This window comes from Arenibacter certesii DSM 19833 (assembly GCF_000429545.1).
GTDB lineage: Bacteria > Bacteroidota > Bacteroidia > Flavobacteriales > Flavobacteriaceae > Arenibacter > Arenibacter certesii.
In genome coordinates, this window is the sequence record NZ_AUCB01000026.1 from 62636 (window position 1) to 79526 (window position 16891).

Consider the following 16891-nt stretch of genomic DNA (forward strand, 5'->3'; position numbering starts at 1 on the left):
TTCTAAAATTATTATTGAGCGATTAGTTTCTTATTGATCCTACTACTGGCGATCAATGAGGCTATAATTCCCAATACAAAGATAGTTCCAAGAACGACCAGTACATTTATTGAATTGTATTCTACAGGATAGGCAAGAGTTGGCGTAATTTTCAACCATCCCCACTGCAATTGGGAGACAATTAATATTGAACCTAGGAATACGCCAATAAATCCGCCCAAGCCAGTTACCAATAATCCTTGGAAGAAGTAAATTTGCCTTAACGATTTTATGGGGGCCCCTAAATTATATAGGGTTCTGGAGTTTTGTTGCTTGTCTAAAATCATCATTATTATTGCTCCTACAACATTAAAAAGGGCAATAATAAGTACCAATGTAAATATGAGATAGGTAGCCAAATTCTCCGTATTCAGCATCCGGTGCAAGGTGCTATTTAGTTCTATACGGTCTTTTAAGATTACATTATCTGGAAAGATTGCGGTGATTTTATTTCGCAACTCGGTAATATCGGCATTATATTGTAGTTTAAAATTGATGCCCGATAGCTGGGTACTGTCTTTCTCCAATAACGCCTGTACCATAGGAAGTTCTGCAAATATATATTTCCTATCTAATTCTTCTTCTATTTGATAAATTCCACTTATCACTAAGGAAGCTTCGTTATAGGAGTCTTTTAGCTGCCGTTGTCCCAATAATCCATCTCCTGGTTTTGGAACCCGTATTAGTAAAGGACTTCTAAAATTGTTGATGCTCAATCCTAAAAGGTTGACTACCCCCTGTCCGGCAACGCCCTGAAGGGCATTAACTTCCCAATCTCCATAAAAATAAGCGCTACTATCTATGGGCGTGGTTTTTAGGTAGGTGGAGTCTATTCCCTTAATATAGGCAATATGCGATTTATGATCATGGGTAAGATATACTTTTTCCTCCAATTCCTTAGAATAGGCAATTACGCCAGGAAGATCTTGTAATGCCTTGTTCTGTTCCTCTGAGATGTTAAAAAACTTTCCGGTAGCGGGCAGGGCTTTTAGGTCCGGGTCTACCATATTGGTGTAGGAAAGACTAAAGGTTTTTAATCCAGCAAAGCCCGATAAGACAATGAATAGTGCTGCCGAACCAATAACAATAACCAAAAACGTAATAAAATTGATGATATTCACCGCATTTTGGCTGCTCTTAGAACGTAGATATCGCTTTGCGATGTATAAGGGAAAATTCAATCTTAAGACTTTTTCCTTTTTTCCAATAAATCGGGATTCTTAACCGGATTTTCTTCTCCTTTTAAAGATTTTTCAATACCATCTATATATTCTAGGGAGTCGTCTAAAAAGAACAACAATTCTGGTACGCGTCTCAATTGATTTTTGGTACGTTGTGCTAGTTCGTGCTTAATTATAGGTTGATTGGACTTCATTCCTTCCAACAATTCCTTGCCTTTATCGGCAGGAAAAATACTAACATATACTTTGGCAATAGAAAGGTCTGATGTGACCGATACTTTGGATACTGAAATAAGGGTGCCCTTTAAACCTCCATCGGTTGCGGCACGCTGTAGAATATCAGCGATATCTTTTTGTATAACGCCACCTATTTTCTTTTGTCGTTGTGTTTCCATACTGCAAAAATACGATATAATTAAATAGATTGGAACACTATATTTGGATTAGCTGCTGTGGGGGAGAGATGTTGTCAGAATGCTGACTAGATTAGTTAATCCACTTCTATACGATGGCAATTGCGTTCTAAATTTAAATGGATATTTATTATTAATAACCTATCCATATTGGTCGTATTCCCACTCTCCATCACAATTTAAGGATGTTAGTATGGAATGTTGTATTTTTGTTAGTAGGAAGAAACAAAAGCTGAGTAATTAAAGTACTCTGGGTGAGTGAACGGTATTAGTAAGCAAATTCACGAAAGGATGAAGAAGATTGAACATTTGGGAATAGCAGTCCATAATTTGGAGACTTCTAATATGTTGTTCGAAAAACTTTTGGGAGTTTCCCATTATAAGATCGAAGAAGTTGCATCCGAAGGGGTAAGAACATCATTTTTTAAATCGGGTCCCAACAAGATAGAATTACTTGAAGCGACTGATTCCGAGAGTCCCATTGCCAAATTTTTAGAGAAGAAAGGCGAAGGTATCCATCATGTGGCATTTGCTGTAGAAGACCTGGAAGCAGAAATTGCGCGACTTACCAAAGAGGGATTTACGGTGCTTAATAAAACGCCCAAAAAGGGGGCGGATAACAAATTAGTAGCTTTCCTACATCCAAAAAGCACAAATGGAGTACTTATAGAACTTTGTCAAGAAGCTTCCTCACCTCCCGTAGAATGGGGGATGGAATGATTTTTAATACATCTTAATGAAAAAATATTTTTACTCTTTAAAGATTTTGTTGCAGTCTAGAAAAATAAATAGTAATATTGCATCCGCAAATTGCGGTTCCTTATTGGACCATTAGGAGATCAGCATCCTAGTGGAGAAACAAGAAAGGAAATGGTCCTATAACTCAGCTGGTTAGAGTATCTGACTCATAATCAGAAAGTCCCTGGTTCGAGCCCAGGTGGGACCACTTAGAACCCCTGCAAACCACTGGTTTACAGGGGTTTATTATTTCACAGGGCTACCAATAGGGCTACGATTATTTTAGATAGGTATCCGTACTATATCAAACCTTCAATTTCTAGCTTGTTTTAAAACTAGATTTTCTTCCGGAGTGAGTAAGGTACCCGCTAATTGTTTTATGATAACTATAAAACGAATGACTTCAATTCTATCCTTAAATTTAGGATTGAAAGTACCTCTAGTTGTAAATAAAATGTTTACACCATCCACACCACCGTCCTCCAAAGCCTCATAGATTTCATTAATTAGGCTTGGCGAAACTTTGGGAGCATCGTCCAATATCTTCTCAATTTTCTCCTTTGACCATTTTTGCATATGTAGATATTTATTGATTTTTAACGGTCATATGCGATTCGCATATCTTCATACTTATTTGTGACCAGTTTGCAGTGATGCTCATTTCATCATTAATAAAGTTAAGAAAATTAGCCCAGTTTCTGCGGAAGTAGAAAAAAGCCCATCAATTGTACCTTCTGTTTCGACCGAATTAAATCCAAGTCACATTCTAAAAGCCTCTAGGTTTTGTTTTTCAACATCCTCAAAAACCCAAGCAAGAGCATATCCTTTCGGTATTTAGGTTTAGGGAAAATATCTGCGATAATCAATTAGGGTCAAGGTGTAGTTTCTATCGGGGAATGGTTCCGAAAGTTATGCACTTGCCGAGACTTTAAGCACATATAAACTAATTCCCTATATTGAAGTATTGAATTCAAACCTATTATTGACCAGTGGAAAGAACCTATAAAATTAAAACGAGAATTGACGAACTAGTACTTGATGAAGCGGGTAGTTACCAGGACATAGAAAGTGTTAGGAAAGATTTCGTTAACGCGGATGATATAGGAGAAACATATATTAAGATATGGCATGAAGGGAATACTGAAATAGTTGAATTTAGGCCATTATTTGAATTACCTGAGAGCTATTTTTGGGATCTAATCCAAGGGGAAACTTTTGGAAGTCCTCCCGAAACAAATGGATTTCTAACGAATTTAAAAAAAAGAGCTCCTTTTGATCGGATTGTTTTGATTTTAGGTCATTTGGTTGAGATTAACCAAATTCAGAAAATCTATAATCGAGCTAATGCGATAGTTAATAACGAGATACATGAGTTAAGAATCTCTAATAAATCTCACAATGACAAGAGCATGAAATTGGACGACTTGTACTGTTACAAGAACAAATGCGAGACTTTTCTTCATGAATACTACACAAACATAGATAATGAGCTTCAGACTTCAATTCAGGTATTTAAAAGTATAAATCTTTTAAATAGTGTAGAGTATCTTGTCGATGCCAACATGCCAATTATCAATCAGAATGATGACTGCTTGATGCTATCGCCAATTCTATTTAATTTTGAACAATGGAAGCAAATGGTGAAAAGAGAGCTTTATTTAATTGAACATCCTAAGCTTATAAATAGTTATGTTCAAAAGTTTATTTATTTAATTAAGGAATTGAATAAGCGGACTAGCTATAATAGATTTCCCACAATTGAAAGTTATTTCTTTGGTTATTCTTCCACTTATGGAGAGTCATACCAGTCAACATTTAATGCATATTTGGGTATTGATAAATACAACAACAAAATATCGGATTATTTAGATTTTTTATCCTCAATTTCTTTAGACAATATAAAGGAAGAAAATAGACAGCATTTGGCTGCTAAAATTATAGAAGATGAAAAAAGGAAGGAATCTGTTTTGCAGAAGATAAAAAATTCAAGGATTGAAATATTTAGGAATAAAAACCAAATTAAAAAGGGGTTTAAATATTTGTTGAGTAAATCCAACGCCGGCATTGATCTTAATATATTGGATAAAGTTTCAGGTAAGATCATGACCGAATTATTTCATTATACATCAAAAACAGATGAATTTATAATTCCTTCTACAATTACTTTTGGCAACCAACTTCTTTTGGAATACCTGATTTTCCTTGAAAAGAAGGGGTATATAAAGTATAATTTTAGAATTTCCGTTCCTAAGGTAATATCCCAAAATTGTTCTCTCAAAATTAAAGGGATGACCCAAAGCAACCTATACCACATATTAAAATCCAAACTGGCCTATCACCCTGATAACGTCCAAGATATTAAACTCACTTTTGAAGGTTTGACCAGCGAAATTGCATTGGTCAATGAAATGAAAAATTAGAACCTACATTTCTGAAACTATTTTCACCATACTATTAAACCTTTGTAATTCAGTCTATTGGCTGGTGTGAAATTGGATTTACTGCCATTCCAATTCTCGTTATCCTTGCTTTTATTGAGTTTAGCATCAAGTTAAACTTAAATGAATTGACATGGGTAACGTACTATTTTACACACACAACAAGGAGGATTTAAAACGTATTGTTAAAATGGTGGTCGAGGAAATACGAAAGACCGAACATATTAACGACAGCGAAATCAATATCAAGGAAGATAGATTGAGTCAAAGAGAAGCAGCTGCTTTTTTAGGGATATCTATAACTAGTATCATTTCTTGGAAAAAGCAGGGTAAAGTTCCATACTACCAAATTGGCAGGTCTATCTTTTTTTCAAAATCTGAACTCTTAAAAATCGCCAGAAGAAACCGGGAGACATTAATATCAAAGCGCAAATAATGGATCGCTCTGAACCCTCATATTATTCCATTTTGCCAGCTCCGGTAAGATACGATAAGCGGCTAATCCCAAATGCAAAAATTTTATATGCCGAGATCACATCATTAACCAATCAATTGGGTTTTTGCTATGCGAGCAACCGATATTTTGAGGAACTGTATAAAGTTTCTACCCAGTCAATAAACACCTGGCTCCAACAGCTGGAGAAATACGGTTATATAGAACGTTTCATTTATCGGGATTTAGGTACTAAAGAAATCTTGAATAGGTATATCGTAATATTTGAAAAGCCTACTCAAGTAAACTTGAATAGGCCTATTAAAGAAATCTTGAAGGATAATAGTAAACAATTAAATACTAAATCTAATATTTCTTTTAAAAAGAAATCTAAAAGATTTCAAAATGTAAATCCTAGAAAAAATGAAAAATAGCGCAGGGCAAAGATTGAAGATTCGCATTGGATTGGCAAAAGAAAAGGAGGGGAGCGAAAGAGTCGCGAATGATAAAAAGATAAATGAAAAGGTAATCCATTATTTCGATGAATTATACGCTAAACCAGAACAACAAAAACAGCGCGGTATGGAGACAGCGCAACTGAAAATACTTGTATGGAATTTTGGAAAAAAATACTTTGAAAGTATGAATAGGGAATTTATTGTCGATGACCAAAACCGACAATTCTTAGATGTTATATGTAGATATTTTTCAAACGATAGATCCTTTGAAAAAGTAACGGACGGAGAATTGAGGAAAGGTCTATTTATACATGGACCCTGTGGGACCGGGAAAAGTTCTGTCCTTGATATTATTAGAAATATAAGCAGGTATTATCATTTAAAACAATTGTGGTTTAGTAATGTTTCAGTGCATACCGTTGTAAAGGAATTTAATTTGGACGGAGAAATTATGGTGGACAAATACAGCCGAGGAACTGTTCATTTTGACGATTTGGGAACGGAAAAAAAGGCGCAATCCTGGGGTGTAAAAGAGAATCTATTTGAAAGGCTTTTACTGATAAGGTATAATGCTTTTAAAGAGAAAGGAACAAAGACCCATGTTACAAGTAACCTTCCGATAAGGTCATTGGAAAAGATATATGGAAAACAGGTTTACGATAGGTTGTTTGAAATGTTCAACTTCATTGAATTGGACGGAAAAAGCAGACGGTACTGAGTCTTGAAAAGAGCAAGTCGGACAGGGGCTGGGCCCCTATCTCCGACTTGCCCTACGGGGCTAAAACCCAACAACCATAGAGGTTTGATGAGTTTTTAAAATTATAGCTACTTATAATCAAATTATAAAATACACCATAACTAATTGATTTTCAGCAACTAAAATTATAAAGATGAAAAAGAAAAGCATCATAATCAAGGAAGTCAGTCATCGAGAAATTAAGGTGCTTTCAGAAACTTTTGGAATTCCCATAGGTGCCTTGGTAGAAAATATGATAAGATATTTTAAAAGGACCGGAATTAATCCCAAGGATGCATTGAACGAGAACCCTTCGGCCATGATCAAAGTACTTGACAAAAGAATTGTTTCTTTTTTAAGAGTTCAAGAGCGGGATATTCTAAAACCAGTGAGGGATGAAGTGTATATGAACGGAAAGAATCAGGTTCTAAAATTAGAAGAACTTACAAATAGTCTTAGAGAGGTATTGGGGAAAATGAATAGTGCTGACGAAAAACGGACACTATTAGTGAAGTCTGAATTATTAAAACAAAAGAACTGCCTGATTGAAATTGCATCCTATTTGGACAATAAGGATAGATCTGGATTAAACCAGCGGATAAAAGAAATTTTCAGCTAATGCCCATAAGCAAACCACATAGTAGCATGGCTTCCAAAAACAAGGGAAGTTCATCAGCTTTGGTTGATTACCTGGACAAGGAAAACCAAGAGTTGGAGAAGATGGCGCTTTCAGTCCCCCAAAGGGAAAAGGAAATCGAAATAAGAAGTAGACAACAGCATTTTTTTAATTCCTATTCCGATAAGATACGTGGCCATGAGGTGACGGAAAAAATAGATGCCAACATTTCAAAACTTGGGAAAAATGATGCCAAGTTCTTTGCACCAACCATCAATTTTAGTAAAGGAGAATTGAAGTTTTTGGCAAGCAAGGCTACCGATGGGAGAAGTATAGAAAATACTTGGCAAATGAACCCTAAGGAGTTCGAACGTTTTAACCAGTATTTAAAAGAGTATTCTAGGAAGGTCATGGATAATTACGCCCAAAACTTTATGCGGCAGGAAAAGGGGTTGAATGATGGCAGCGGGCTGGTTTATTTTGCAAAAATCGAACATATAAGAAAATATAAAGGCACGGATAAAAAGGTGCAACAAGGGTTCGTAAAGTCGGGTGAAAAGAAGGAGGGGTTACAATCCCATATTCATATCATTGTCAGTAGAAAGGATAAGACTCAAAAGATGAAATTAAGTCCACTTTCCAATGAGAAATCGAAAATCAGGACCATAGGGAAGAATTCATATAAGGTGGGGTTTGACAGGAAGAAATGGATTGTTGAAAATGAAAAAAGATTTGATAAAATGTTTCATTATAAGAGACAGGAAATTGAAAAGTTTGAAGTTCAGAACGCCTTGAAAAACGGCTCCATGATGGAAAGGGAAGCGACGAGAAAGAAATTATCGAAATCACAAGAAAAAACTCATAACAACCACAAATCTTTAGAACGATGATACTTTTTCTCTTTTTCAAAATGATCAAATATTTTATCTATTGTGTGTTGGCACTGTACCCGATTGTTTGGTTGATAACTGGTGTTTTTCTAACTTTTTATGCGGATTCTTTGGGAATGGATACAGAATGGGGAATTTATTTCACCGTTAACCCTATACTTTTATTCATTATTCTAAAAAGGCTGATAAAAAGGTGGTCAAAGGCATTCCTAGTGTTAAGTATATTGTTATTGGTGCAGTTGAGCGTGATTAACACATTGTCACAATTGGAAGCTACGGGCCGGTTCGGGGAAGAAGAACTATTTCAAATTATTGATATAGGATATTTTGGACTTATTCTTATGTTAACTCTACCAAAATTAAAAAGACAAAGGAATGGCATAAAAGGAGGTAAAGCGAAGTTGGCGAACGATTGTATTGTATTTAAAACTAAGCAAGCAAAGATTTATTTGGAAAATCCGATGCGAGGAATTTACATCCAGGGTGGGGCAGGCTCAGGAAAATCCGAAAGTTTATTCAAACCTATTATAAAGCACGTTGTTGAAAAATCGATAACTGGAATTCTGTACGATTTTAAGAGTACGGAACTTTCTAAGTACTATTACCATTTTCAAAAAGCAGGAGTTAATAACCTGACCCCATATTTCGTTGACTTTCTAAACCCCGCCAAAAGTCATAGAGTAAATCCTTTGGCACCGGAATACTTAATAAAATCGCCCTATGCTTTTGAGTATAGTGAAACCATAATAAACAATCTGTTGCCAGAAACGATTAAGGAACGAAAATTTTGGGACAGGGATGCCCAAAGCATTTTAACAGGGATAATATGGTACCTCAAAAAGCACCACCCTGATCAATGCAGCTTACCTCATTTAATAAGTTTGGTTCTAGAGGCCGACACCCAACAATTACTAGATAAGGTTGGCTCAGATCCCGAAACAGCTGGAATGGTGGTAAGTTTACGACAGGCCATGAAAAGGGGGGCGGAAAAACAGGTTGCCGGGGTAATATCCACTTTACAAACTGCCTTGTCAAGATTAAACAATCCTGAAATATTTTGGGTACTGTCGGGTAATGACCTGAGTTTGGATCTCAACAACCCAGATTCTCCAAAGTTTTTATGTATTGGCAATGATAGCTCCCTGCCCCAAACGTATTCCCCAGCAATTTCCTTAATAATATCAGTAGCAACTAAACTGATGAACAGACCGCATAAATTACCGAGTGCGATCATTTTAGACGAGGCACCAACCCTTTATATTCCAAACTTCGAGCAAATACCTGCTACGGGTCGGAGCAATAAAATTTCCACTGTATTTGGAGCCCAGGATTATAGTCAAGTCGTTGAAAAATATGGTAGCGATAAGGCACAGGTAATCTTGGCAAATTTGGGGAATCAATTTTTTGGACGAACCTCTAATACCAAATCGGCTGAAATAATCCAATCAATTTTCAGCAAAGAGGATAAGGTGTACTGGTCATCACACCATAATGTGGGATCATCTGGTAAGATGGTCCATTTAACATCAAGCGATGGCAAGGGAAAAAGTCAGAGTATACAAGAACGAGAACGATTAAAGATCAGTCAAATAATGAGAACGGATACGGGTCAGTTTTATGGTGTTATTGCCGAGGGCAGTCCAAGGGAGTTTATTGGGTATCAGTTCGATTATGATAAGGAAAAAGTGGATGTTTCGAAAGGCATGAATGCTATACCCGAAGTTGATTCTGAAACGATCATGAACAATTACCATAGAATTATATCTGAAGCTAGAAATATTATTGAACCGAAGAGTAATACTGCCTTATTGGATATATAGGGTGTAATTATTTCTTTTCAAATCACCTTTATTTTTTAAACGCGATTTGGAAAGAAATAATTATGGGTTTTAAATTGATGGAAAATGGAAGGGGTTATGTGCGTACTTGTACTGCTTTAATCTTAATAAGGGAAATACCGCCCCGAAAATAAAGGTCATTGAATTTGTAGGTAATTCGTGAAAAAGTACGTGATATCATCTTCATTATCAAATCCATAAGTTTGATAAACATAGCGACCCTATCCTTTTTATTTTTTTTAGATATAGATTGATTGCTGGTTTAAAACTTTACTTTTCAATACGCCTTAGATTCATTGCCATTTTCAACTCACAGAAGGGCACCCTTTATAAAATAAAGGGTTACATTAGTGACTGACAAAAATATATCTATAGTTGCAAGTTAATATACACAAACTGTGGCATAAAAAAACTGAATCCAAAAATGAACTATATAATCAACCAAATTAATAGAAAGATTAATCTCTTAAAAGGACTTGATAAGAAAAGCGAATTAAAGGTACATTATCAGTCTAAATTAGAATTTTATCTAATACTAATTTTAGGATATTTATGGAATAAAAATTTTGAAGATATTACAGAGGATGAGAAAGAACAAGTAATCGAAACCATATTAAAACCGTCAATTGGAAGTATAATATCTGCTTCAAGAACTTTAGATATTAAATCCGACTTTTTTGGAAATAAAAAAATGAAAGATTTTCTTAAGGCAATTAATGATTACCCAAAAATAAGGAATGAAAAAATAGGTCACGGTTACTCATATGAAGATACTATAAGTGAATATCTCGAAGTTTTTGAAAATCTGATAAATAAAATAGAAGAATCGGACATTTTCTTATTTAAAGATAAAATAGATATCATTGTTACAACTAGTAAATCAGGTGAAATACATAAAGGAATTCAATACAAATCAAATGGCTCAGATTATCTAGCTTGGTCTTGTCCAGACGAAGTATTTTCATTCAAAGAAAACAGTATTTACATAAAGAATGAAAGTGATTATTTCAGAGTTTCTCCTTTTATTTTTATTGAAAACGAAAATGATTTTTATAGCTTCTCCTCAATTGAGGAAAAACTAACCGGTAGAGTAAAATTTAATCAACTGATTAGGACAGGTAAGATATATGTTGAATTTGAAGAATTAGCAAAAATTGATATTGCAAACGATGGATTAAAAAGAAAAACCTCTAACGGAACAATTATTAATGAATTTTCCAAAAATTACAAAAAATATATTGATGTTGGTGTATCTAATAAGGTTATTAAGTTTTTAACTAAAAACAATTCTTCAGTTTTTGCAACATTATGGGGACATGGAGGAATTGGAAAGACTGCAGCTATACAAAATGTTTGTGAAATATTGGCAAACCAAGAAAGAAAGAAATTTGACTACATTATATTTTTGTCTGCCAAAGACAGATATTATAATTTTTATAAAGGTGTAATTCAAGAACTAAAAGATAGTATTAAAACTTTAGCAGAAACTATTGACTTTATTAATAGTATTGTATTTAGTGATGATAGCTCAGGTGAAGAAGCAATCATAAATTACGAAGGCAATATGCTTATTGTAATTGATGATTTTGAAACATTCTCAAAGGCGGAAAAAAATAAGATAACTTCATTTATTAGAAAGCTTGACATAAATCATCATAAAGTAATATTAACTACTCGTTCTGCGACATTAATCACTGGTGAGGAAATAGAAACTAATGAATTAGATGAAAAAAACACCATAGCTTTTTTAATTGAAGCATTCAGAAATGAAATACCGTCTTATAACGTTGAAAAGGATATAAAATCATTTAACACCTACTCAAACCTAATTCACAATGTAACATCAGGCAGACCACTTTTTATTCTACAATTTGCAATTTTATTAGCCCAAAAAGGGTCATTAGAAGAAACTCTGTTAATTGATATAAAGTCTACAGAAGAAGCGAAGAATTTCTTGTACGATAGAATCTATGATTATTTATCGCAAGATGCTAAAAATATGTTTTTAGCAATAAACCTATTAGTTAACAAAGATGACCTTACAGGCCTATTAAATAATTTAAGATTTCTTCTTAATAAGGAAGATAAACTAGAGGAATTTGAGGATGCTTTAAATGAACTTGTTAAGCTGAAAATTATAATATTAGAAGATAAAGATTTCTTTAAAGTTTATTCATATGAGATATTAAAAATAATGCAATCTTATTATGAAAATAAGGGTTCGGATTATGATTCATCAATTACAAATAGATATACTCAAATAAGTAGCGATGATAAATTAGATACAGATTATGCCTTGTTAAAAGTAGCAGATTCCAATAGGATTGTTGCATCTGAAAGTGAGGTTGAAAATCAATATCGTAGAATTATCAAAAGAGAAAATGCTGATTTCAAATTACGAGTCCGTGCGCTTTTAAATTATGCAAACTATTTGTTTTCTCAAAAAGGACAAGTAGATAAAGCCTTAAAATTATTTGATGATTATTGGCATTGGTTCAACAATACATCAGAGTTTATAATTATGCAGGTTAGATATTGTTGGGCAGAAGGCACAAAAGAATCTAAATACAAAGCCATAAATACATTAAAAGGATACTTAGCTAAAAAACCAAAAATTGATGAAGAAATTTTACTCGAGATTATTGGAACTTTAATGACTTATTCAGGCATAATGATTGTAGCAGAAAGAGAAGATATAAAGGAAAAGAAAAGATTTAAAGACATTTCCGATAAAAAGTACGAAAGCCTTAATTCTGAGCAAAGAACAAGGTTTAATGAACTTTTTAGATATCCAGGGTTAAAGTTATATAATACTGTAAAAGATAGAGATTTAATGAGCTTTTCTCCGAAGTGTAGAAACTTTATTTTGGATGGTTTAACTCATTTTAGTGAAATTTGTATTAGGGTAAACAAAAGAAAAATAGCTAAAGACGTATGTGCGAAAATTATAACCGAGTTACCTGCTGATTACCATAAGCCATTTTTACATAAGATTAAGAAAATCAATTTTATTGAAAACCGAAAACCTTCAAAAAAGATAGTCGAATCTGATTTGGCGTCAAAATTGAAACAGGCACTGAATAAATAACACCACGTAACAATACATATAAAAAATAGCGTGAGAAGTCGCAAACACAGAGGTTCAGGCATGTTTTCGAGATTATCAAATTTTTAAATTTGACTAATTGAGAAAAGGGAAGTAATTATAAAAATTAAAAAATTCGGCTTGTGCCTAGCCGAAACGAAACTGCATATTTTCAGCACTACGTTTTATTTACAAAACCGTTAGCTGTAAGGTAAAAATGACGACAGAATGGAAGAGAAAATTTTATTAGCAACCTACATTGTGAAGATTGTCGACAATAATAAGAATCAGCAAATGCTGAGTTACTTTAATGGTTCGGACGACTTTCTTTCATTATTTGAGTCTTTCACTGAATACATATTCGAAAACGTAAATCAACTTCCTGACCTATCAGGAAGAAGAACTATACATCTTACTTTAGAAGAACCAGCTACCAAGGAAGATGAAAATAGATGCATTTATGGTTTTTTCTCTAGTGGTGTAAGTGGAGAGCGATACAAAGTAGTTAATACTACCACTAATGAAACAGAACTAAATGTTGATACGCATCATGCAGCATTTAGAAACGTATTCTTTTACTTTTTTATCCCTAGAAATAGAAATGTGGGTTATCTGATTCTTCAACGAAAAGCAAATTTTGGTATTAAGACTAAACTACTGCCTGCTATAAACTCCTATATAAGACAAGAAGGTTATCAGGTTTATAGAGTTTTAATTAATAATCTCGTTCACAATTCGGTTTATACTAAAATGATGAGAGAAGGGAATTTAAAGAAAGTGGAACTCGTCAAAAGAAGGATCCCACGAAGCTTAGAGAATTATATAAATAACAATGAAGAACCAGAAGAAATAAAAGGCACGTTTAAATCATCTTTTACGAGCAGAACATCACTTCCTCAGAATTGGAAAGACTATATCGACGGAGTATTTAGACAACATAATTCTAATCATGCAACACTCGATGTGGAAGGCTTAGATGATAGTTATTCTGATTTAGAATTTGAGCTTGAATTAAATGGTAAAAAGAAAACCTTTTACGTTGTAAACCGACAAAGAATTCAGCCAGACATAGATGTTACAAGAAATATTGACTTTGAAGATGGCGAACCGACAATTGACTCTCTGAAAGAGCAATCTATTGAATTAATACACGATATGCTTGACATAACACCTGATAATGCTTAGTCGAATAAATTTCATGAAAATTATAAAGGGTCATTTTGGGACCCTAAGAAGTCTTAGCCAAACATCCGATACAATCTATTGGCAGGATTTTATTTTGTTTATTCTTTTTCCAATCATTGTCGCTAGTTGTATCACATATTTTAATTTAGAATTTCAAAGTCAGATTACGAACTTGATAGCAGCTATATCAATTTTAGGTGGTTTTCTATTCAATCTTTTGGCAATTATTTACAACTCTATGGAAAACCTAAAAAAGGATTCTAGGAAGAGTAGGATTAAACAAAAATATATAAAAGAAATCCATTCAAATATTTCCTATAACATTCTACTTTCCATCTTCACAGTAATATTTTTAATAATTTATAATATCGACTTTGATTTGGGATGTATCACAACATATATCAATAAGGCTCTGACATTATTAAACTCCTTCTTAATAGTGAGTTTTTTACTAACCCTACTTATGGTTTTGAATAGGGTTTACATTTTGTTGAATAAAAATATTGAAGATAAAAACAAACCCAGCAGCTAACGATGGATTTAAAAAATCGGCAAAATAGTGATAAATTCAAGACTGTTAGCTCGTATCAAACTATGTGCCTTAACGAACATGCAAAAAAATCCACATTGCGATGTTAATGACACCAGAAACTAAAATTAAATTAATAGAAAGTGCAGAGAAAAGACTGGACCTACTAACCATAGAATTAGAATCGCTTAGAGGAACTTACAAAACGATTGAAGCGAGTGAAAAATTTTCGCAAAATCAAAAATTGAATGTGAACTTTGAGGGAATTAAAAATTTGATTAATTATCGCATTTTTATTGGAATCTTGACCGCAGATTTATGTTGCGTTACAATTGACTATTTAAATGCCAAATACCAATATCAAGGTCTATTTTCTGCCCGGCAAATCGTTGTTATTACAGGCGAGGGATATAAAAAAATCTATAATTTCACATTGGAAAATAAGCAAGGAGATTTGATTTCTAAGCATAGAAACAACTCTTTTTGGATTAAAGAAATTGGTTTTATTACAAATGAATTGCCTGAATTTAAACCCAGATACGATTCACTAACTCAGAAGCTGGACAACTATTTGAAGGTGAATTTTGAATTACTAAAGGAGCAAAGGGACCTGTCAATACATTACGACAAGGAACCCATGAAAGTTATTACCATGTTGACAACATTCGATATTGAAGAAACCTTTAAAAATATGGCTCCATTTCTACAAATACTAAATGAAATGTTTTCATTTACCTTAGATTTAAGTCAAGGCTATTTAAAGAAATTGGACAGTTCAAAAATAGTATTTAGTGAGAAACTTAGTAAAGTAGAAGGGATAATAACTAAATCAAAATAAATTTAATATTAATTAAACAGCTATCATGTTAACACCTATTTTGCTATCCGTTTTTCTTGCTTGGGTTATACTTTTTCTGCCAGTGCTGTTTATATATAGACCGCCAAAAGATATTGATAGTATATATGGCTATCGATCGATGAGATCAATGTCGAGTGATGAATTATGGTATTATGCGAATTCGTACTGGCCAAAGTTGTTATTAAAGCTTAGTATATTGACATTGTTCTTCCAACTTGTCTTACTTGTTTTTTTTGGTTTTATAGTTTCAATCTTGGGAGCTACAGCAATTTGGGTGTTCTTTCTACTAGTATCAATTATGCTTACTGAAATGAAACTTAAAGAGGTTAAAAAGTGTAAAGAATAAACTTAGTTTTTGTCATAGACATCTTAACGGGCTGTTGTTCCAATCATTTTAAGGCGTTCTGGGCCACATTAAGGTCTGCGGTAGCTTCTTAGGTCGCTTCCTCTGCCAAATTTGCTAGGAACCTCATTAAATGGATTTTTACGCTATCCCTGATACATCCCTTCCACGTTCCTACGGAAGTCGCAAAAAATATCCGCTGATCGATGAAGGATCGGACGCTCCCCTTTTTTCCGACCCCCTCGGAACCGCGCACAAGCGCATGGGGAAAAACCATGCCCTTGCCCTGCCCGGTCGACCCACCGATCGGAATGGTAAATAATAAATTAGAGTAAGTAAGGTAAAAAAAGCAAAAATTGGCTATCATATCTATTATTGATCTTAAAAACAGAACAGGATATGGAAAAAGTATTGGACAGGATAGACCTAATGCAAGGTGTATTGGAGAACAAGATCAACGGCCTTGATATTGAGATCAAGGGCCTTAATGTTAAGTTCAACGTTCTGTTAGGGGCCATTAGCCTTCTTGGGATAATGATCGCGGTACTTAAATACTTGGGATAGCCTTATTTCTTAAACATATACACTTCTGTATAGTACTATACATTTTTGTAACCCGATATTTCATAAGGCTATCTTACTCAATATCTCCGTTTATCGTTTCCATTATCTCTCTAAAACTATGGAGTCCTGCTTCAATATTTTCAATGATTTCTGCGGCTAAAACATCCGGATCGGGTAGATTATCTAAATCGGTTAAACTCTTATTGGATATTCTGGTGATGTTGACCCCCTATTCTGGCCATACTGACCCCCCTAAGGATTTTGGTCAAAAAGATAAGTTAATGACAATATTACAGTTTTTTTCTTAGACTTTCTCCCTTTAATTCTATCCGGTGAGAGGTGTGTACCAGTCGGTCCAATATCGCGTCAGCGATGCTTGCTTCTCCAATAATATCGTACCAGCTTCCCACAGGAAGTTGACTTGCAATAATGGTAGATGATCTTCCATGCCGGTCCTCAATGATCTCCATCAGGTCCATTTGCTGTTTTCTATCCAAGTGAGCCAGTCCAAAGTCATCCAGGATCAACAGTTTCGCCTTCGCCAAC

17 protein-coding genes and 1 tRNA gene are annotated in these 16891 nt (G+C 34.1%); 14 read left to right on the top strand and 4 right to left on the bottom strand.

The window, feature by feature from the left end; all coding sequences use genetic code 11:
- Positions 1–11 precede the first annotated feature (11 nt).
- The gene (locus tag G466_RS0113235) at positions 12–1220 is read right to left on the bottom strand and encodes an ABC transporter permease (protein ID WP_026814107.1); all 1209 of its coding nucleotides are present in this window, start codon (positions 1218–1220) and stop codon (positions 12–14) included.
- 2 nt (positions 1221–1222) lie between these two features.
- Positions 1223–1615: a 30S ribosome-binding factor RbfA gene (gene rbfA / locus G466_RS0113240; protein ID WP_026814108.1), complete on the bottom strand. Its 393-nt coding sequence runs from the start codon at positions 1613–1615 to the stop codon at positions 1223–1225.
- Between the two features lie 309 nt (positions 1616–1924).
- Here rbfA and mce point away from each other — a divergent pair, with 309 nt between their 5' ends.
- Positions 1925–2353, top strand: coding sequence for a methylmalonyl-CoA epimerase (mce, locus tag G466_RS0113245; RefSeq protein ID WP_026814109.1), 429 nt, complete (start codon positions 1925–1927; stop codon positions 2351–2353).
- A gap of 152 nt (positions 2354–2505) precedes the next feature.
- Positions 2506–2579: transfer RNA gene (locus tag G466_RS0113250), tRNA-Ile, on the top strand.
- Positions 2580–2683: 104 nt separating this feature from the next.
- Here the strand turns inward: G466_RS0113250 and G466_RS0113255 are convergent.
- Positions 2684–2947, bottom strand: coding sequence for a hypothetical protein (locus G466_RS0113255; protein ID WP_026814110.1), 264 nt, complete (start codon positions 2945–2947; stop codon positions 2684–2686).
- Between the two features lie 413 nt (positions 2948–3360).
- On the opposite strand from G466_RS0113255, the gene G466_RS0113260 reads away from it, so the two are divergent.
- The 12 genes from G466_RS0113260 (at position 3361) to G466_RS23900 (ending at position 16345) form a co-directional block, all read left to right on the top strand.
- Entirely contained in the window at positions 3361–4791 is a 1431-nt protein-coding gene (locus G466_RS0113260; RefSeq protein ID WP_026814111.1) for a hypothetical protein, read from the top strand.
- A gap of 151 nt (positions 4792–4942) precedes the next feature.
- Positions 4943–5245 (top strand): helix-turn-helix domain-containing protein, encoded by a 303-nt coding sequence (locus tag G466_RS0113265; protein ID WP_034235613.1) that lies wholly within the window; start codon positions 4943–4945, stop codon positions 5243–5245.
- Positions 5245–5676 (top strand): helix-turn-helix domain-containing protein, encoded by a 432-nt coding sequence (locus G466_RS22005; RefSeq protein WP_051315660.1) that lies wholly within the window; start codon positions 5245–5247, stop codon positions 5674–5676. Before G466_RS0113265 ends, G466_RS22005 begins: the two co-directional genes overlap by 1 nt.
- Positions 5666–6418: a P-loop NTPase family protein gene (locus tag G466_RS23210; RefSeq protein ID WP_026814113.1), complete on the top strand. Its 753-nt coding sequence runs from the start codon at positions 5666–5668 to the stop codon at positions 6416–6418. The genes G466_RS22005 and G466_RS23210 overlap by 11 nt, the downstream gene beginning before the upstream one ends.
- Before the next feature lie 172 nt (positions 6419–6590).
- The gene (locus tag G466_RS0113280) at positions 6591–7055 is read left to right on the top strand and encodes a BfmA/BtgA family mobilization protein (RefSeq protein ID WP_026814114.1); all 465 of its coding nucleotides are present in this window, start codon (positions 6591–6593) and stop codon (positions 7053–7055) included.
- Positions 7055–7942: a DUF5712 family protein gene (locus G466_RS23215; RefSeq protein WP_026814115.1), complete on the top strand. Its 888-nt coding sequence runs from the start codon at positions 7055–7057 to the stop codon at positions 7940–7942. Before G466_RS0113280 ends, G466_RS23215 begins: the two co-directional genes overlap by 1 nt.
- Entirely contained in the window at positions 7939–9762 is a 1824-nt protein-coding gene (locus tag G466_RS23220; RefSeq protein WP_051315661.1) for a type IV secretory system conjugative DNA transfer family protein, read from the top strand. Before G466_RS23215 ends, G466_RS23220 begins: the two co-directional genes overlap by 4 nt.
- 442 nt (positions 9763–10204) lie before the next feature.
- Positions 10205–12868, top strand: a complete 2664-nt coding sequence (locus G466_RS0113295) for an NB-ARC domain-containing protein (protein WP_026814116.1) — start codon at positions 10205–10207, stop codon at positions 12866–12868.
- A 225-nt stretch (positions 12869–13093) separates the two neighbouring features.
- Positions 13094–14050 carry a hypothetical protein gene (locus G466_RS0113300; protein WP_026814117.1) on the top strand — a complete coding sequence of 319 codons (957 nt, stop codon included), beginning with the start codon at positions 13094–13096 and terminating at the stop codon, positions 14048–14050.
- Positions 14051–14682: 632 nt separating this feature from the next.
- A complete protein-coding gene (locus G466_RS0113310) occupies positions 14683–15417 on the top strand; it encodes a hypothetical protein (protein ID WP_157373880.1) in 735 nt (244 codons plus the stop codon).
- A gap of 25 nt (positions 15418–15442) precedes the next feature.
- Positions 15443–15784 (top strand): SdpI family protein, encoded by a 342-nt coding sequence (locus G466_RS24720; RefSeq protein ID WP_026814120.1) that lies wholly within the window; start codon positions 15443–15445, stop codon positions 15782–15784.
- 396 nt (positions 15785–16180) lie between these two features.
- Positions 16181–16345, top strand: a complete 165-nt coding sequence (locus G466_RS23900; RefSeq protein WP_157373882.1) for a hypothetical protein — start codon at positions 16181–16183, stop codon at positions 16343–16345.
- 290 nt (positions 16346–16635) lie between these two features.
- On the opposite strand, the gene G466_RS0113335 is transcribed toward G466_RS23900, so the two are convergent.
- A partial coding sequence (locus tag G466_RS0113335; RefSeq protein WP_026813069.1) for an ATP-binding protein occupies positions 16636–16891 on the bottom strand: 256 nt, incomplete at its 5' end.